The sequence below is a fragment of the Wenyingzhuangia sp. IMCC45467 genome (genome assembly GCF_054111205.1).
Map to the genome: position 1 here is coordinate 2,002,701 of NZ_CM134196.1, position 21,083 is coordinate 2,023,783.

At 31.9% G+C, this 21,083-nt stretch carries 10 protein-coding genes; all 10 read right to left on the reverse strand.

Annotation, left to right across the window (positions count from 1 at the left end):
* The 10 genes from ACXGQT_RS08590 to ACXGQT_RS08635 all read right to left on the reverse strand — a co-directional run bounded on the left by ACXGQT_RS08590 (position 1) and on the right by ACXGQT_RS08635 (position 20,947).
* Positions 1-1,443, reverse strand: a complete 1,443-nt coding sequence (locus tag ACXGQT_RS08590) for a sulfatase-like hydrolase/transferase (protein ID WP_457828186.1) — start codon at positions 1,441-1,443, stop codon at positions 1-3.
* Positions 1,406-3,217 carry an alpha-L-fucosidase gene (locus tag ACXGQT_RS08595; protein WP_457828187.1) on the reverse strand — a complete coding sequence of 604 codons (1,812 nt, stop codon included), beginning with the start codon at positions 3,215-3,217 and terminating at the stop codon, positions 1,406-1,408. Before ACXGQT_RS08595 ends, ACXGQT_RS08590 begins: the two co-directional genes overlap by 38 nt.
* 110 nt (positions 3,218-3,327) lie before the next feature.
* Positions 3,328-4,728, reverse strand: coding sequence for a sulfatase (locus ACXGQT_RS08600; protein ID WP_457828188.1), 1,401 nt, complete (start codon positions 4,726-4,728; stop codon positions 3,328-3,330).
* 17 nt (positions 4,729-4,745) lie between these two features.
* Positions 4,746-6,173, reverse strand: coding sequence for a sulfatase (locus tag ACXGQT_RS08605; protein WP_457828189.1), 1,428 nt, complete (start codon positions 6,171-6,173; stop codon positions 4,746-4,748).
* Positions 6,174-6,266: 93 nt separating this feature from the next.
* Positions 6,267-7,853: a sulfatase gene (locus ACXGQT_RS08610; protein ID WP_457828190.1), complete on the reverse strand. Its 1,587-nt coding sequence runs from the start codon at positions 7,851-7,853 to the stop codon at positions 6,267-6,269.
* A 4-nt stretch (positions 7,854-7,857) separates the two neighbouring features.
* A complete protein-coding gene (locus ACXGQT_RS08615; RefSeq protein ID WP_457828191.1) occupies positions 7,858-9,501 on the reverse strand; it encodes a sulfatase family protein in 1,644 nt (547 codons plus the stop codon).
* A gap of 2 nt (positions 9,502-9,503) precedes the next feature.
* Positions 9,504-11,876, reverse strand: coding sequence for a glycoside hydrolase family 3 N-terminal domain-containing protein (locus ACXGQT_RS08620; RefSeq protein WP_457828192.1), 2,373 nt, complete (start codon positions 11,874-11,876; stop codon positions 9,504-9,506).
* Positions 11,877-11,895: 19 nt separating this feature from the next.
* The gene (locus tag ACXGQT_RS08625) at positions 11,896-13,602 is read right to left on the reverse strand and encodes a RagB/SusD family nutrient uptake outer membrane protein (protein ID WP_457828193.1); all 1,707 of its coding nucleotides are present in this window, start codon (positions 13,600-13,602) and stop codon (positions 11,896-11,898) included.
* Between the two features lie 18 nt (positions 13,603-13,620).
* Positions 13,621-16,815 carry a SusC/RagA family TonB-linked outer membrane protein gene (locus ACXGQT_RS08630; protein WP_457828194.1) on the reverse strand — a complete coding sequence of 1,065 codons (3,195 nt, stop codon included), beginning with the start codon at positions 16,813-16,815 and terminating at the stop codon, positions 13,621-13,623.
* A 229-nt stretch (positions 16,816-17,044) separates the two neighbouring features.
* Positions 17,045-20,947, reverse strand: coding sequence for a hybrid sensor histidine kinase/response regulator transcription factor (locus tag ACXGQT_RS08635; RefSeq protein ID WP_457828195.1), 3,903 nt, complete (start codon positions 20,945-20,947; stop codon positions 17,045-17,047).
* Between the last annotated feature and the right edge of the window lie 136 nt (positions 20,948-21,083).

The window sequence follows — 21,083 nt, forward strand, 5'->3', positions numbered from 1 at the left end:
TTAATTAGTTTTATAATAAGGATTAGGTTTAGGGCCTTCATAACCAACTTCCTTTTTCCATTGCTCTAATCTTTTTTTAAGTTTTTTTAATGTTTCTGGTGACTTTGAAGCTATTTCATTAGTTTCAAATGGATCATTTTTTAAATTATATAGATAGTAAGCTTTATTTTCAATATCTTCTGTTAATTTATAACCATCCATTTGAATCACATTTACCCAACTAGAGGCAAACTCTTTTAGTTTTATATTGTAATTTGCGTAATTAGTGTATTCCCAAATCAAGGCATCACGTTTGGTACTGTTCACCTTACCAAAAATTAAGGGTGCTATGTCTTCACCGTCCAAAATATAATTCTTCGGAAATTGGTTATTGGTTAAACCTAAAAGTGTTGGATATAAATCCACATGAATAATAGGAGTAACAACTGATGATTTTTGTATATGTTCTTTCCATTTAAAAATATAAGGCACACGTATACCACCTTCTAAAGTTTGTCCCTTTACTCCTTTATAGGGCTGATTAAAAATATTACTCTCTGTTTTATAATGCCCGTTATCAGAAGTAAAAACAATTAAGGTTTCTTTTTCAACACCTAAATCTGATATTGATTTTATAAGTTCGCCCACACTATCATCTAAACTTTTTATCATTGCCAACACTTTAATTTCATCTGTGCCAACTTGGGTATTCCCTTGAAGTTTCTTTTTAAAATATTTAAGATGTTGTGGTTTAGGCTCAAGTGGTTTATGAACTAAATAATAAGGTACATAAGCAAAAAAAGGAGTATTATTCGCTACCGCTTTTTTCATAAAAGCAATGGTTTTTTCCGTAGTTACATCTGCCGAATATAAATCAGCATCAATATCTTCCTGATGTGGAAAAGTTTTAGAATTATAATGCCCTAATATTTCAAACCCTTCATCAAATCCTTGATTTCTTATGCCTAATTCATTTTTCCCTAAATGCCATTTACCGTAGGCTGCCGTTAAATATCCATTATTTTTAAAGGCTTCGGCAAGAGTTATTTTTTCCAAACCCAAACCAACACCACTACCTTTTACTGTATTGTTTTCTGGTGGAACAAACTTCATTGCAGCTAGGGTCTTTTGGTCTTTTTTAAACCTATCAGCAACACGATAAATTTTATGCCTTGGCACATACTGACCAGACATGATTGATGCCCTTGATGGTGCACAAGTAGGATCATTTGAATAGCCATTAGTAAAATGAACACCTTCATCAAATAATTTATCAATATTTGGTGATTCAACTAAGTTATTACCATAACAGTTTAATGCATTAATACCTAAATCATCAGCCAAAATAAAAAGAACATTAGGTTTTTGCTCTTGACAATACCCTAGGTGTATGTTTAAAAAAACAAAAAGTATTTTAGTATATAGATTATTCATAAACGTTAAAAGCTGTAATTTGTGTTTCATATATAGACTTATTTACTTTAAATCGGATACCATAAACAACATCACCATTAAGTTTTATTCGCAATCCTTCTCCAATAGTTTTCCCGTTGTGTATGGTATGCCATTGTCCATTTTTATCTTGTGTTTCTATATTGAAATCAGTTACCGAATGGGAACGCATATTCTCTGAAAGCAAAACGGTTTTAATCTGTTTTGCTTGTCTGAATATTAAAGTAAGTGATGGGCTTTTATCAGTTTTTAAAGGTTGCCACCATGATTTTAAATGAATACCCTCACTAAACACATTGCCTTTGGTATTATAAATGGCTTCGGCATTGTTTTTTAGTTTAAACGATGATGATTCGCTAACAGTAAACTCGCTTTTAGAAATAGGCTGAGCATCCCAAGTTGAAATACGTTTATAACTTGAAGGAGCTTCAGAAAGTGTCAATTCTACAATATTATCCAAGTTATTATTAAATTCCTCTTTATTAAAATTCAAGTATAATTTGCCTTTCTTTATATTGTAGTTTTTAAAACCTTTTGTAATCCCTTTTGCCGAAACAATGCCCATGGGCAATTGAGGAAGTTCAATAACAGGATCTGCATTATCTGCCAAGGTTTGCAACACATGAATGTAAAGTTTATTACCTGTTTGGGTTGAAGTTCCATAATCACCACCAATGTAAATTCCACGTTCTGTATTTTTAAGAGTATGTCCGTAGGTTTTTATCCATTCCCCAACTTTATAAGCCTGGTCAGCCTCTTGTTCCACAAACTCTCCTTTTCCATTGGGTCCTAAATTCAACAATAAATTACCTCCATTTCCCGCCACTTGTATAAGCATTCCCAAAACGGTTTCTGCCGTTTTAATAGGTCCTTTTGGGCTGTAAAGCCATTTGTCGGTCATAGTTAAACAAGCTTCCCAATAACGATAATGGTTAATAGGACCTAAACTTTGTTCGGGTGTATCAAAATCCCCTCTGTAACTGTCATCTGGCCAACTAAATCCAGTTCTAGAATTTGTTATTAACCAAGGTTGTGTTTCCTTAATTTCTTTTATTACATGATAGCTGTCCCATTGCCAATATTTGGTTGCCAAATGATCCCAAAAAACACCATCTATCCTACCGTATTCGGTAAACAATTGCTTTACGTGTGTTTTCATATATGGCAAATAGTTTTCGTAATGTTTTTCACGTAAACAATCTGGATGACTCCAATCTGGTTGTGAATAGTACCAAAATAATTTTACACCTGCTTTGTGTGCAGCATCTGATAGTTGTTTACAAATATCCTTACCATAAGGAGAATTCATAATAGTGTAATCCGTGTTTTTAGCATCGAAAAAACAAAATCCATCATGGTGTTTTGCCGTAAACACAATGTACTCCGCACCAAAATCCTTAATCTGTTGCATCCATTTATCGGCATCAAAATTTATAGGATTGAATTTTTTATAAAGGTTATCATAAACTTCAGGTGACACTCCTTTTGTTGCTGGTTTTCCTGCTCCTGGTCTCTCACCAAAACGTCCCCAACTCAATACATTGGTTTCTAGCAATGCAGGTCCCCAATGTACAAAAACACCCAACTTAGCATCTTTATACCATTGCATAGTTTCTGGTGAAGCGTATAATTCCTTTTGCTTATTTAAAGACACCAACATAGTGCTGTCCTTGGGTGGAAACTGCCATTGCAATCGGTAAGCCTTATTTTGTGCTAGTAAAATAGTTGTTTGAAAAAATAGAACTATAAAAAATAAACTACGTGTATGTGAACGTATTCTTTTCATATTTATTTACTTTTTGTTCGATGTAATAAAAACATCTACGAGTATTATTTAAAAGTCTTAATTGATTATTTATTGATAACAAAGGAATCTAACTAATATTCTATTTAACTTTAAAATGTAGCTTTCCATTGGTTCAGTTCGTTTAAAAGTTCTTTTGCTAAAAGCTTGTTTTCTTTTGAAATATCGTTACGTTCGTAAGGGTCTAAAGCAATATTGTACAATTCTGTTCTCCCTTCCTCATACCAATTGATTAATTTATAATCTCCTTTTCTAATAGCTGATGATTTGGTATCTCCTGTATTAACAGGTCTGGCTTTAGATGAATGCCAAAACACAGTTCTATTGTTCCATGTTTCCTTTTCTTGTAAAAGTGGAACTAAACTTTTTCCATTTGTGTTTAAAGTTTTTCCTGAGGCTATTTCTAACAAGGTTGGAAAAATATCCATGAGCATTACCACAGATTTTTCATCTTCTTTAGGTTTAAAATGATGAGTCCACTTAACAAACAAAGGCACTTTTATTCCTCCTTCATACAACCAACCTTTTCCTGCTCTTAAAGGAAAATTAGAAGTCGCTAACTGACGTTTTTTTGTTCCATCGTTAGACAAACCTCCGTGATCTGAAGAAAAAACAATAAGGGTATTTTCTGAAATTCCTTCCTCTTTTAACACCTGAAGCAATTTACCTACATTATCATCCATATTTTCTACCATGGCAGCATATACTGGATGATCTTGTCTCATTTTGGCACGTCCTGTTCCTTCTTTAATATATTCTGGTTGCATTCCAAAATCAAAAGCATTGATTTCTTTTCTGTTTCGTTTTATATCCTCTTCTTTAGCCTCTAAAGGTTGATGTACGGCATAAAAAGCCAACACATTTAAAAACGGTTTTGTTTTGTCTCTGTTTTTTATCTGCTCAATCACTTGATTTGTTAACACATCGGTTAAATAATCTCCTTCTTTACTTATTTCATCTAAATGCTTAATAGGAGCTTTATTATTAATTCCTTTGTGTTTTGGAGTATTAAACGGATAAATAAAACTAATAGGAGAGCCTGCATGACCGGCAGCTACACTCATATCAAAACCAAATTCTTTAGGATCATTACCCAAATGCCACTTTCCGAAATATGCAGTTTGATATCCTGATTTTTTTATGTGTTTGATGTAATTTTTAGCATCGGGAATATCGGTCATTTCAAATCCATCATCTGGTACATCTCCATTTTTAACAGGATAACCTGCCGTCATCATCGCATAACGAGAGGGTACACATCGGGGATAATTAGCATAGGCATTGCTAAAACGTACCGATTCTTTTGACAAAGCATCAATATTAGGTGTTTGATATATTTTAGAACCTGTAGCACTTAAATCGTGATAACCCAAATCATCTACATGAATGACTAATATATTGGGTTTATCATTTTTTTTTACTGTGGTTGATTTTGTTTTACAAGCACAGAAAACAAACAAAACCCCTATGCATAAATATCTTAACGGTACCATATAACAAGGAGATTTGATTATTTCTTATCTTTTTTATCCTGCTTTTTCTTTCCTACATCCATTCTTTCAGGTACCATGTATTGTTTTTTCAACGATTTTAGCACCGTTTTCATTTCTGCTAATTTTTTTGAGTTCTTAGCAGACAAATCATTTTCTTCTGAAACATCTTCTTTAAGATTATATAACTCATAAGTATCTGTTTCTTTAAAGAACAATAACTTATAATCTCCAGAACGAACAGCCATTGTCTTTGGGTCTCCAGTACTATGAGGTCTTGCTTTATTAGAATTCCAAAAAACAGTTCTGTCTGACCAACATTCTTTTTCTTTTAAAACGTTTTTATAGCTCATTCCATCTACTCCCTGTACTTGTTTGTCTAGAGCTAAATCTAACAAAGTAGGGAATACATCCATTCCTAAAACTATAGACTTATCATCTACATGAGGTTTTAGCTCATTTCCCCATTTTACAAACAAAGGAACACGAATTCCTCCTTCATATAACCAACCTTTTCCTGCTCTTAAAGGATTGTTTGAAGTTGCTAAATGTCTTTCTCCTTTATTACCATCATTTGAAAGTCCTCCATGATCTGATGAAAAAACAATAATGGTGTTTTTGTCTATTCCTAGTTCTTTTAACTTATTTAGAATTCTACCTACATTTTCATCTACATTCTCTACCATTCCAGCATATGCAGCATCATCTTGTCTCATTTTTCTACGACCAGCTCCTTCTTTAATATATTCTGGAGAATTTCCAAATTCAATAGACTTTAACTGCTCTTTATTTCTTGCCTCATCTTTAGGTTTTGCCTCAATAGGAGTATGTACTGCATAAAAAGCCAATACAGCTAAAAAAGGTTCATTTTTAGGATTTTTCTCTATAAACTCAATTGTAGCATTGGTTAACATATCCGAAGCATAATCTCCTTTTTTTCCATCTTGTTCTAAATTCTCTACTTGCTCCTTGTGTCTTTTCCCTTTTGAATTTATGTTAAACGGATAAAACCTACTCCCAATTCCTCCTGCTCTACCTGCTGCATAAGTGTAATTAAAACCAAAATTTTCAGGATTACTATCTCCTTCTCCTAAATGCCATTTTCCAATATAAGAGGTATGATAACCAGCACTATTAAATTGTTTGATAAAATTTTCATTATCAGGAATTCCTCCTAAATGTCCTTTATTTTCGTTTACAGGATAAGTAGCTGTCATCATTCCATAACGAGAAGGTGTACAACGAGGATAACTACTATAGGCATTGGTAAAACTCACTGCTTCTTTTGCCAAAGCATCAATATTAGGAGTATCGTATAACTCAGAGCCAGTAATACTTAAATCATGATAGCCTAAATCATCAGTATGAATAATTAGAATATTGGGTTTGTTTTGTGAAAACGCGGTTATGCACAAACAAAAAGTTAAAATAAGATGATATATTTTCATAATACTTATGTTCTAAAAAAAATGAAACAAGAAAGAAAAAAGTGATGTGACTAAACATCACTTTTTTTTAAATTAACTGGGCAGGTTTATCAATTATTTGGTTAAGTGATTTTTAAGCTTGGCTTTTAATTCTTTAACAACAGCACTATAAGCAGCATCTTTTACTAAATTTTTAGTTTCTAATGGATCTTTCTCATAATCATATAATTCACGACCTACAATATTTTCTTCTTTATATGGTTGTGTGCTTCTATAATTATTATCGTGCCATTCTGTATAACGGTAACGTTCAGTTCTAATAGCATACCCCATTTTCTTTTGACGAGCATATTGATGATATGCATAATCTTCACTAATTGTGGTAGCTGCATTATTATCTAGCAAAGGCATTAAAGATTTTCCATCTACTTGAGAAGATGGAGTTACGTTTGCCAAATCGAAAACTGTTGGAAATAAATCTACCAAGTTTACTGGATGATGGCTTTTTTGATTTTTAGCAACTCCTGGTCCAGCAAACATAAACGGAATACGGGTAGCCTGTTCAAAGTTTGAATGTTTACACCATTCTGTATGATCTCCTAAGTGCCAACCATGATCTCCCCACAAGGTAATAATGGTATTGTCTAATAAATTTCTTTTTTCTAACTCATCTAACAAAATTCCCAACTGAGCATCTATATAAGAAATACAAGCCATGTATCCATGAATCAATTCTCTTTGTTTTTCTTCTGGCAACTTATCACCCACGTTGTATTTATTATCTATATCACTAAACGCTCTTAACTCTCCAAAAGAATGGTATGCAAACCTAGGTGTTCCTTTAGATAATTCTTGAAATTTTGCCAATTCAATTTTATTTCTATCGTATAAATCCCAATATTTTTTTGGAGCAACAAATGGCAAATGCGGTTTTTGGTACCCAACACCTAAAAACCAAGGTTTTCCTGATTTCTCTAACTTATTTAATTGTTTGATGGCTGTTTGAGTATACAATCCATCTTGATAAGCAGTATCACTTACATCCGCACATTCTGTAGAGGGTTTAAGATGCTTAAACACGTAACTACGTATAGCCCCATTCTTTTTTATTCCTTTGGCTTTTGCCTCTGCTTCTAAACTTGCCAATTTTTTCTTTGTTTCTGGATTTTGATAATATTCAAAAGCAGCATCTCCATAGGTTGGGTCATAATTTTTTGGTAATTGATGAGGAATACTCCAGCTTTTACCATCGTGACCAGTAGAAGAAGAACCTTTATGATATATTTTACCTACTGCTGTAGTTTCGTATCCTTGAGAAATTAAATACTCTGGCATAGAGATTAAATCTGGAGCAGATTCTCTAAAATTGGTGTGTAAATCCCATACTTTAGTTCTATCCGGATTTGTACCCGTCATAATACTTGCTCTTGAAGGTCCACATACTGCATATTGTACGTGAGCATTGGTAAAACTCATTCCCATGTTTGCCAACCTATCAAAATTTGGAGTATGCATTTGGATTTTACCATAGTTAGATAACATAGGTTTTAAATCATCAACCGCTATAAACAATATGTTCTTTTTTTCTTTTCCTATACTATTCACACTGTTATGTTGCTCACTAGTTACTGATTTTTTTTGGGCAGTACATGATGTAAATACTACAATTAAAATAGCTAATACCGAATTTATTTTTTTCATAATTTTAATGCTTTTTTTGGGTTAAAACATCTTGTACAGATGTTTCGTCATCTTTTAAGTCTACTATTGATCCAAAATCTTTATCCGTAATAATTCTAAAATCGTCTAAAGACCTATTGTTTTCATATTTTTTCATCAACCCTTTTAACTGTGTTTTTAAATTAGATATTACGTTGGTGTATTCTGGATTGTTGATTAAATTTTTCATCTGATCCGGATCTTTTTCCAAATCATACAACTCCCAAACATCTATGTTATAATAAAAATGGGCTAAAGTATATTTTGAAGTTCTAACACCATAGTGTGGTTGCACATGGTGCCAATAAGGAAATTCATAATAATGATAATACATTGCTTGTTGCCAATCTTTATCTTTATGTCCTTCTAGAATATTCTTAAAACTTTTACCTTGCATTTTATGATCTGTTTTAATACCTGCAACATCTAACAAAGTTGGAGCAAAATCTATGTTGGTAATAATATCTTCGTTTACACTTCCTGGTTTTATTACTCCTGGATATTTCATAATAAAAGGCATACGCAAAGACTCTTCGTAAATAAACCTTTTATCAAAGAAACCATGATCTCCTAAATAAAATCCTTGATCTGATGTTAACACAATTACAGTATTATCAGCCAATCCGTTATCATCTAAATATTTTAAAACTCGACCTATGTTATCATCAACAGATTTTACACAAGCCAAATAATCTTTTATATAAGTTTGGTAACGCCATTTTTTTCCTTCTTCATTACTCATCCCTTCAGGCTGAACAACTTCTCCTTTTTTAGCTCCGTAAAAAGCCCATTTTATTTTTTCTTTTCCTTTTAACCCTTCTGGTTCTTTAAATTTCATGTCTCTTCTAGAGAAAAAATCCATGGTCATTTCTGTATCACCAGCAGTTAATTCTCGACCCTCATAATCATCGTTAAAAGTTGCTGGATATGGCATTTCAACATCTTCCCATAAATCCTCGTACTTGGTGTCTGGTTCCCATGGTCTGTGAGGAGCTTTGTACTGTAACACCATCATAAAAGGAGCCTCTTTTTTTCTTTCGTCTTTTAACCAATTCAAAGCAAAATCTGTACTTAAGTTGGTTGAATATCCTTTTTCCTTTACATCAACTCCATTTTCATTGTATATTGGATCCCAGTAATGACCTTGTTGTCCTGCAGAATTATGATATTTATACTTATCAAACCCTTGAGGTTCTGTTCCTAAATGCCATTTACCAAACAAACTTGTTTGATATCCGTTTTTCTTAAATTCTTGAGGAAAAGTCCATTTATTTTCATCAAACTTACCTCCACTTTCATTTTTATAATAACCGTTTTTGTTGCTATAATCTCCTGTTAAAATAGCTGCTCTTGAAGGTCCACAAATAGCATTGGTACACAATACATCTTGAAACAACATTCCTTCACTTGCAATTCTATCAATATTTGGTGTTGGAGCAATGTCTTTATAAATATCTCCATAAGCACTTATAGCCTGAGTTGTTAAATCATCTGCCATTATATAAATGATGTTTGGCTGAGATTTAGCTGCTGTAGTTGTTCCGCTTTTTTTATGATTTTTACATGATACCGTGATAACTGAACAAAATACAGCAACAGCTAATATCATTTTTGATTTTAATCTATCCATGACTAATCTAATTTTATATTTTCTGCAACAGACAATGTTGCTTTCTTTACATCTTTATCTGCAGATGAGTTTCCTACCATTACTGTAAACTCTCCAGCTTCTACTACAAATCTGTAATCTGTATCGTAAAAAGCCAAGCTTTCTGCTGTAATATCTATCGCAACCGTTTTGGTTTCTCCTGCATTTAGTTTTACCCTCTTATATCCTTTTAGTTCTTTAACTGGCCTTGTAAACGAGCTGATATTATCTCTTATATACATTTGTACAACTTCTTCTCCCGATACTTTTCCTGTATTGGTAACCTCTACAGTCACAGTAACTTTATCATTTACTCCAGAAAAAGTTGTTTTAGAAAGTGTTGGTTCAGAAATTTCAAAACTTGTATAACTCAACCCATATCCAAAAGGATGTAATGGTACTTTTTTCTCCGTATTGTATTTATGTATATAAGCTGTTGGTTTGTGATTGTAAACCATTTGTAATTGCCCCACGCTTCTTGGAATAGTTAATGGTAACTTACCACTAGGGTTTACTTCTCCCAACAAAATTTCGGCAATAGCCTGACCTCCAAACGCTCCTGGTTCCCATGAATTTACTACAGCTTTCACGTTGTTCTCTAACCAAGGTTCTGCAATTGGGCTCCCACTTACATAAACTACCACTACTGGTTTTCCTGTAGCTTTTATTGCTTTTGCTAATTTTAATTGATTTCCTGACAGGGCTAAAGTTGCTCTATCAATATTTTCTCCTGTTGTTTTGTTTGGCCAATCATGTCTAAAAGAATTTTCTCCTAAAACCAACAATACAACATCTGATTTTTTTGCTTTGTTTTTAGCTATTGCAATATGCTCGTCTGTAATCCATTTAGATCGTTGACCACAGTCGTAATACTCAGTTGTAAAATCATATTTTTTTGCCAGTTTATTTAATCCTTCTACAACAGTTACATAATTTTCTTTAGGCTGAGGAGACGACCAATCCCCTAAAGTTGTCATGTTATTTGCATTAGGCCCTGTGATAAAAATCTTTTTACCAGCTATGTTTTTCAAGGGTAAATAACCATTATTTTTTTGAAGTACAATTCCTTGTCTTGCTTGTTCTAAAGCTGTTTGTTGATGTGCTGGAGTAAATATTTTAGACTTTACTTTTTCTAAATCTACATACGGGTTTTCAAAAAGTCCTAATCTAAACTTAGCCTCTAAAATTTTACGCACCGCATCATTAATACGTTTTTCACTTAATTTTCCTTCTTTAACTAACTCCACTATATAATCTGCAAAATAAGGCCCGTGCATGTTCATATCCATTCCTGCTCCTACAGAAAACAATACAGACTCTTTAAAGTCTTTTGCCACATGATGCCAATGTGCTATTCTAGAAATATCATTCCAATCACTTACATAAAACCCATTGAATCCCCAACGATTACGCATTAAATCCGTCATCATATATTTATCCATGTGACCAGGAACACCATTCACTTCATTATGAGCCGCCATAATAGAAAAGATATTAGCCTCTTGAACCGCTCTTCTGTATGGAGGTAAAAATATTTCGAACAATGTTCTTTTAGACACATCTGTAGGAGATGCATTTAATCCGTTTATTGACTGACTTCCTGCTATTAAGTGCTTTGCACAAGCAATTACATTTTCTTCTCCAGAAAAATCATCACCTTGCAACCCTTTAATAGCTGCCACACCCATATTTCCAACCAAATAAGGATCTTCTCCATAAGTTTCTCCTGTTCTTCCCCAACGAGGATCTCTTAACACATCAATATTAGGAGTAAATGTCCATTGAGTACCCGTAGCCCTCATTTCTATAGCTGTTTGAGCACTAGCCTGTCTCATTAATGCATCATTAAAAGTTGCTGCTTGAGTAATAGGAGTTGGATAAACCGTTGCTCCTCCTCGATAGTATGCATTTCCATGAATGGCATCTATACCAATAATTAAAGGAATTTTTAAAGGAGATTGCTGTGCTAATTTTTGAAGTTTATTAGCTTCTTCTGCCGTTAATACATGAAGAAAAGAACCTATTTTTCCTTCTTTTGTAAGCTTAATAATATCTTCTGTTTTAAAACCAGGATAAAAACCTTGGGCATCATTTTTATCTAAATCATCTTCTGATAAATTACCCAGAGCTTCTTTCATATGCTCTAAACCAACATATTGACTCATCTGTCCTGCTTTATCTTCAATAGTCATTCTATTGATTAAATCATTGACTCTTTCGTCTATTGTTGCTGATGCATCTAAATAAAGAGGGCTATCACTACTAGATTTGCTATTACTTTCTTTACAAGATGTAATAATACTTACCAAAGCAATTAGTATGGTAAAAAACTTTGTTATGGATTTTATATTTTTCATTTGAATATTGATATGTTGATTAGTATCCTGGATTTTGATCTGCTGCTGACAAGGCATTGTTCCCTGTGATTTCAACGGCTGGTATTGGAAATAAATAATTCTTTTCTAACAAAGCTTGATTGGCTCTAATAGCTGTTAAATCGGGATTCCATACTGAATGATAAGCAACTCTATTTTTAGTATCAAACTGATCCATAGTAGGTAACTTAGGTGAATTAGGTTCTTTTTTTGTAAACAACTCCTCTCTTCTTTCTAATCTTTTCTCTAAAAAAGTGATAGTTCCTCCTGTGGTTGTGTACTGTCTTCTTAAATCAAACCATTCCTGACCTTCCCCTAACAATTCATAAACTCTTTCTTTCATAATTCTATCGCGTAAATCATCTCCTTGTGCAATGGCATCAATATTTGCCATTGGATAAAGTACAGGATTAGCCCTATCTAAAACTTCTTTAATATATAGTTTGGACTGAGATCCATTTCCCAACTCATTTTCAATTTCTGCCAACATTAAAATAACATCTGCAAATCTTAGCATGATTCTGTTTTTCTCTGCATTTATATTGGTATTACTAGACTCTGAGAACTTTTTTATATACGCTATAGCAGTTCCACCATTTGTTTTGGCAGGGTATAACACAATATTTTTATAAGGAGGTATCACTTCATCATAAGAATTCACAATATATGTAACCTCAACTCTTGGATCTGGGTGTGTAAGATCATCAGGATCTATTGTTACATTATAATCTAAATAATGATCATGAAAAGCCAACCTATTAACTCTAACTTGTCCTCCTGTGTCTCGTAAATTATACATGGAGTTTTTTGGTGAAAAGGTAATTGCCTGTTGTCCACTTTTTGTTGCAGTTCCTACAGAAGTATATTGTAATTCAAATATAGATTCAACTGAATTCTCAGGCATGTTTTCATCAAATAAATCTGCATAATTTGTTAGCAATGAATATTTTCCAGAGTTGTACACCTCCAAGGCTTTTGTTTTGGCCTCTCCCCAAAAAGTAGCTTCGGTGGTAAAGTCTGCAAAATTGTTAATATCAACATCTTTATCTGTAGCCATGGTCATATATACCTTTGCTAAATATCCAGAGGCTGCATAAGACAAGGGTCTACCTTCTTTATATTCTGTTGTTGGTAACAATACTTTTGCTGTATTTAAATCTGTAAGAATTATCTTATATATTTCTTCTTTAGAAGCTTTTTTTATAAACAGGTTATCTAAACCTGCTGGATTTGTTCTTAAGGGAACTGCTCCAAAAACTCTTACCAAATCAAAATAACACAAAGCTCTTAAAAAATAAACCTGCCCCAGTATAGGCTCTATAAACGGCTCTCTTAAATCTCTTTTTTCTACTTGTTGTAGAAATAAATTTGCATTGTGTATACAAGCATATATTTCATTCCAAGTATCATTTAAGTTTTTAGTAGAAGCAATAATATTAAATTGTGCATACTCCTCTCCTTTAGCCCCTGTACTAGAAAAGTACGGAGTGTTGGCAGTGGTCATTTGCAATAAATTATTTCCGTTATAAAATTCTGAAGCAAATTTTGCATAAATTCCATTCAGTGTATTTTGAATTTCTTCTTCAGAAGAATATAATAACTCATCGTTGATAGCTCCAGCATCAGACAAATCATCAGAATGATCTAATAATGTATCGCATGAAACCAATTGACTGATGATTATTAATGTTATATATATGTATTTCATAATTCTCATTTTTTTAGTTTAAAAAGTGATTCCAACCCCCATAGTAAATGTCTTTTGTGTAGGTGGTGTAGCAATATCTACTCCAGCTACTCCAGGTGTAAATCTTAATGATGACAAGTCTGGATTGTTCCCTGTGTATTTTGTCCAGGTATAAATATTACCTGCCGACACAAATACGTTTACTCCAGTAATTCCTTTAAGTTTTTCAGTGGGTAAATCATATGCTATACTAATATTCTGAAGTCTTAAATAACTTCCATCCTCAACATGAGCATCTAACACTCCAATACCATTGATGTATGATCTTTGAATATTTACGGCTGGATAAATTCCAGTAGGATTTGATGCAGAATACATATTGTTTACATATGTTTTACGTACATTTTCGTAAGCTAAATCTCCACTAAACAACTCTGATGGGCTGTTTGCATTATAAATATCGTTTCCATAAACCCCGTAAAAATTAACTCTTGCAGACCAGTTTTTATAACTAAAATTAGTTCCAAAAGAATACACAAAATCAGGGTTTGGATTTCCAATAACCGTTCTATCTTCACTAGAAATGTTTCCATCTCCATTTAGGTCTTTAACTTTATAAAACCCTTCCACAGCTGGACTTCCATTTATTGTTGGTGCTCCTGCTGTAATATCGGCAGCAGTTAAGATTCCTTCAGTTTGCAAACCATAAATTAATCCTGGTTGATGATCTACTAAATAAATATTGGTAGATACTGTATTGGTTCCTGTTATTTGAATAGGTCTACCGTAATATCCTTCATATGTTCCATAACTATCAAACTGACTTTCTAAAAGACCTAATGATAATATTTTAGTCTTATTGAAATTGATGTTTCCAAACAAATTAAAAGTTGTATGCTCTGTTTTAATAGCATCACCTGCTAAAGAAAATTCTAACCCTGTGTTGGTTAAACTCCCTTGATTAATAGTAATAGACTCATCTCCAGCACTACCTCCAACAGTTAGCTGATTTAATAAATCTGTAGATTTTTTATAATAAACATCTATAGATGATATTAACCTATTATCAAAAAAGACTAAATCTAAACCAGCATTATATTGTGATTGTGTTTCCCATTTTAAATCTTCATTAGCAATGTTAGTAGATTCATAAGCCAAGCCTAGAGTACCCGAAGAGGTTGAATACCCTTCTGGAGAAATTCTATAATTATTAAATGCCAAATTAGTTCCTACTCTTTGGTTTCCTGTTTCTCCATATCCTACTCTAAATTTAAACTCATCTATAAATTTTACACGCTTCATAAATGGTTCTTTTTGCATTTCCCAAGCCAGACTCAAAGCTGGAAACAAACCAAATCTATTGTCTCCTACAAACTTACTTGAACCATCGTACCTTAAAGTTCCTGAAACTTTATATCTGTTTTTGTAGGCATATGTTACTCTAGATAAAAAAGACAACAAAGATTCTATTCTGTAATTATCTACTTGGGTTTCAATTACAGTAGCTCCCAAGAAATCTCGTCCTCTATTGGCTATTCCCTCGGTAGTATAATTTGATGCTCTAGTATAACTATTTACAGCATTTGTATGGTTATATACCACCCCTCCTAACACAGAGTATCTATGATTCTTTTTAGCTCTTGGACTATATTGAATTGTTTGATCTATATTATAAGAATATCTACTAAGCTCAGAATAAGAATACCTTCCATCTCTTGATGAACCTTGATCGGTATTTAATCCCTGCCAAACAACCAAATTTCCCTCTCTATAATCTCCTCCTAATTTTACACTATAGTTAACATCTTTAAGAAACTCATAATCTAAAGATAGATTTGCCAAGAACCTGTTTTCATCAGAAACATTATCATATTCTTCAAACCAACCTCTTGGTGTAATTCTATAACTTTCATCTCCCAATGGAGCAAGATCTAACCTATAGTCTAAAGGCATCCATTCATTTACACTCGTATAAACAGATTTGCTTGCTTGCGCATTTGCACTTGCTCCACCTGTTAAAGAATTTTTAGTATTGGTATATGTTACTTTACCTCCTAATTTTATTTTATCATTTAAATTGTGCTTAATATTTAATCCTAAATCAGCTCTTTTTAAATAAACATTAGATACCACCCCTTCATTTTCTAAATATCCAGCAGAAGCATAGTATTTTGTTTTTTCTGTACCTCCAGAAACCGTAAATCTACTATTTGATGAAATGGTTGCTCTGTAAAAATCACGCCAATTAATAGGTTGATACACTCCAACAGTATCAATTCCATTTTGATTGTCATTATCTTGTTGGTCCATAAAATTGTACAAACCATCAGCTCGTTTTTCAAATGGCAATCTACCAGTAGGGTATTGACCTGTAGATATTGAATTTGGATCTTCTTTAAACTTATCGTTTATAAAAGACACATACTCATCTGTATTTAACATTCTATAAGGAAAAACAGCTTCTCCTATAGTGGTAGATGTGCTAAACTTATATTTTGCAGAACCTGTTTTACCTTGTTTGGTAGTGATTAAAACAACTCCATTAGCTCCTAAAGATCCATAAATAGCTGTTGCTGATGCATCTTTAAGAATTTGAATTGACTCTATATCTTCTGGAGCTACCCCTCCAATACCACTCTTAGGTGTTGCTTGAAAGTTTGAAGGATCTGTTAAAGACTCTTCGGCACTATCTACCACAATTCCATCAATAACATATAATGGTTGATTAGATCCACTTAAACTAGAAGTCCCTCTAATATTAACCGACACTGCAGCTCCTGGCTCTCCACTTGCATTTACTTGAATTCCTGAACCACCCTGTAAAACCGTTTCTAAAGTAGCAACCCCTGCTGTATTATCTACATAAGGTTTTACGGTTGAAATAGCAGCTGTAACATCTGATCTACTAGAACTACCATATCCGATTAATATAACCTCATCTAAATTACTAGTGTCTGATTGTAAAACAATTTTTAATGTATTTTGTTTATTTACAACAACTTCTTGTGTTTTATACCCTAAAAAGCTAAACACTAAAGTAACTGGGGCCTCAGGCAAGGTTATTTTAAAACCTCCATCAAAATCTGTAATAACTCCTTTAGTTGTTCCTTTAATTAATACTGAAGCCCCTGGGAAAGGAACTTTTGAAGTATCTGTTACAGTACCTGTAATTGTTTTTTGTGCTAGTATAGATAGCGGTAATAAAAACAAAATGATGTAAAAACAGCTTTTCATAAATAGTTAATTTAGTTTGTTGCTAAATTATTTTAAGATAAACTTTTTTACGGGCTAAAAAGCATCACAAAAGGTATAAAAATTGTCAAACCCTTAATAAACAGATACTTTTAATGATTTTTACACAAAATAAAGATAGGTTTTTTAAGACTTAACAGTATTCAATAACTAATATTTACAACCACTACTATCAACTTCTTATTACAGAGTCTTTGTGTTTTTAAGAATACTACTCTTCTTTTTCGTTCTTTTTTAAACTATCTAAAAAGGATGTTGGAGTCATTTTATAAAACTTTTTAAAAGATGTACTAAAATATTTAGGGTTTGAAAATCCAGATTGGTAAGCAACTTCTTTTATAGTAGTACTTCCTTCTATCAATAATTTCTTGGCAAATTTTAATTTGGTATGAATAATAAAATCTTGGGGAGATAAATCTACCAAGTTTTTTAGTTTCATATATAAAGAAGTTCTACTCATATTAAAATTACCTGACAAGTCGTGTACAGAAAAGGATTCATTTTCAATGTTTTTAATCACAGTTTCTTCTAACTTTTCTAAAAACTCTTGATCGTTTTTATTTCTAAATAAAGTAGCATTATCTGCCTCATTATCATGCACGTATTTATCACGTATTTTTTGTTGCCATTTTAATGTGTTTATAATTTTAGCAAATAAGAGTTTAATATCTATTGGTTTTTCTATATACTCAGAAATCCCTGTCTCTATACTTTCCAATTTTTGTTCAGAGTTTTGTAAAACTGTAAACATAAAAATAGGAATATGATTAAGGTTAATATCCTCTTTTAATTGTTTAGCCATTTGCATTCCATCCATTTCTGGCATGATAAGATCTGTAAGAATAATATCTGGAAAAACTTTAGAAGCTTGCTTTAACCCCTCTTTTCCGTTACTGGCTTCATAAACTTGAAAATAGACACCTAAGGTTTTAACCACAACATCTCTCAACTCATCATTATCTTCTACTATAAGTATTTTACTATTACTATAAGTATCTATTTCTGATTGATCTTGAAATGCATTTTCTGTATTAACAATAGCATTTTCTTTTTCCTTTAAATTTGCTTTGTATTCCGATTTAAAGTTTTTTAATACTAATGAAAAAGTGGTTCCTTTATTTTCTTCACTATTAAACTCAATAGTTCCTCCTGTTTTTTCAAGTAATTTTTTTACCATCATTAAACCTAGTCCTGTTCCTGGCCTTTGACTATTGATTACATTTCTAGCTCGATAATAACGTTTAAGTATAAACTTTTGTTGATCTTTTGGAATTCCTAAACCTTCATCTATGATTTCTATCTTTAATTCATTATTAGATTGCTTGCTAAGGTTGATATATATTTTTCCGTTTTGAAAAGAATATTTAATGGCATTTGATATTAAATTAAGTATTATTTTATCAAACACATCTTTATCAAAATAAAAGAATTCCTCTCCCCAATTATTTTTAAATAACAACTTAAGATTTCTCTCCTTAGTTAATGGTGAAAAGTTATTAATACGTTTATTAATATGTTCTTCTATCTTAATTTTAGAAAGATCCATCATTAAATTTTCTGTAGAGGTTATTTTCTGAAAATTTAACATTTGCTCAAACAAGGAGTTTATTCTCTTTACTGTGGTTTTAATTCTATTTTTTGAATCTTCTTCATTATCAATATTCTCAGTAACATTATCTAAAGATGATATCAAAATGGTTAATGGCGTTTTTATTTCGTGGGTTATATTATTAAAGAAATCAATTTGTTCATCAGCATTTTTCTTTTTTACAATAACACTAGTTATATGAATAATTAAATAAACCACAAATACCAACAATAAAAAGTATATAAAAAATGCTGTATTGGTTGCCCACCATGGTGGTAAAATTGTAATTTGTAAAGTGCGTGTTTTTCCTGAAACAGAATATTTATTGTAGGCTTTTACTTTAAACGTATAATTACCTGGACTTAAATTATTATAACTTACAGTATTATTTAAACTTGGAATAGTCCAATCATTATCTACCCCCTCTAACTTCCATTCATATTTTACCTTAGATGATGAACTATGAGATATTCCTGTAAAAGACAACTCAATTGAATTTTCATTGTGTTTTAATGTAATTGTATCGGTTTTGTTAATATGTTTTGACAGTGGTTTTTCATTAGGACCAATCAATTTATTTGATAACTTAAAAACATCAAACTCTACTTTTGGTTTATAGTTTTGTGGTTTTACTTCTTTAGGATTGAATAAAGTAACACCGTCTACTCCACCAAAAGCAAACAAACTATCTTTTATTTTTAAATAACTTCCATAATTAAACTCAGTGCTAGATAACCCATCTTTTTTATCATAAACATGGATAATAGTATCTGTTTTTGATGTAATTATGTTTGCCAAACCTTTGGTTGTACTAACCCAAAAAACCGAATCATTTTCGGCAATAATTCCTTGTGCTATGTCTGATGGCATTCCAGATTTTACGGTTAACTTTTTTACAGTTTTATAAATAGGATTATAAAACACCACTCCATTACCGTTGGTAGCAACTACAAAACGATTGTCTCTGGTTTCGTATGCTGAATTGATTGTTGCATATGCTAAATCTGACTTATTAGGTGTTAATCTTTCTATTAAATTAAATTCCTTTTTTGCATGATCTATTCTGTAAATTCCTTTTTTACCCGTAGCTAAAATAAATCCTTTTCTGGTTTCAAAAATAGACTTTATAGGCTGAATTGGATAACGGGTTACTTCATCATTCTTATTTACAACAGCCAAATCTCCTTCAATACCTCCAACCCATAAATTACCTTTAGAATCTTTATAAAGAGCATATATTTTGGAAAGTACGTTTTTATAATGTTTTATTTCTAATGAGTTTATATTCACTTTAAAAAGACCATTACTATAGGTACCTATCCACATATCTTTATCGTCTTCCTGCAAGGTTAAAACAATATCCTGAGTACCAGACCCATTGTTAGACAACCTCTTTAAATGTTTCCAAACATTTGTCTTTTTATTAAAAATACTCACCCCTTTTTTAGTCCCAAACCATAAATTATCATTTTTATCTTTGGCAATTGCCCTAGTAAAATCAGATACTAAACTGTTTTTATTATTAATTTGATGACTAATTTTTGTGAATGGTAATTTGTTGTTATCTAAATAATTTATACCTCCGCCATAAGTAGCTACCCACAAAATATCTTCTACATGATATTCAATATCATATACTCCATTACTAGAAAGTGAACTAGGATTATTTTCATCTTCTTTAAAATGATGAATCAACTCAAAAAGATTATTAAGCTGTAACAATCCATTACCATCGGTGGCAATATAAATTCCTCTATTCTTAGTTTTTAAAATATCTTTTATAGGACTACTATTTTCATCACTATAAACCAATTGAATATTTTTAACTTCTTGGTTTGTGTAAACTTTATAAATCTTTCCATTTTTAGATCCCGCAAACAAAGCATTATTAAAAAAAGCCAAAGCGGTAAATGTATCTGTATTTTTACCCACAGATAATTGTTGAGTCTTTTCGGTTATTCCATTGTAACTATACAGCCCTTGGTTAGATCCAAAAAACACAGTTCCTTTATAACACAACATACTCTCTATATTGTGTTTACTAAGAAACCTTTCCACAGTATTAGATTCTTGATGATACTTCCACAAACCATTATAGCAACCTATCCAAATATCTCCATTATCATCTTCAACAATACTTTTTACCAAAGATGGATTTAAGTCTTTTTTAGCTTTAATAATTTTAAAAACATCTAACTTTTCATCATACTTACATAAACCATTATCTAATCCTATCCAAATTCTAGATTTAGAATCAATAAGCAACTCGGACACCCTATTGTTTAGCACCTGAGGAATTCCTTTGTAATTGTTATAAATTTTGTAAAATTTAGAATTGTGTTTTAACACTCCTTCTTCCGAAGCAATCCATATATTACCATTATTATCTTGTTTTATGGCATAAGTAATACTTTGTGTTGAAATGTTTTCTCCTTTTAACTGATTAAAATCAACATGATTTTGACAAACTAAACTTTGACAAAAAACAAAAAAGGGAATAAGAATGATATATATAGGGTTTCTCAAAACAATATTATAAATATGTCAATAAATTTAGTTAAATATTACAACTAACCTAAAAAACACCCATCAATATACAAAACTTCATTCATAGTCTTTTTTATTTTTATAAAAACAAAAAAGACCGCCTTTACCAGACGGT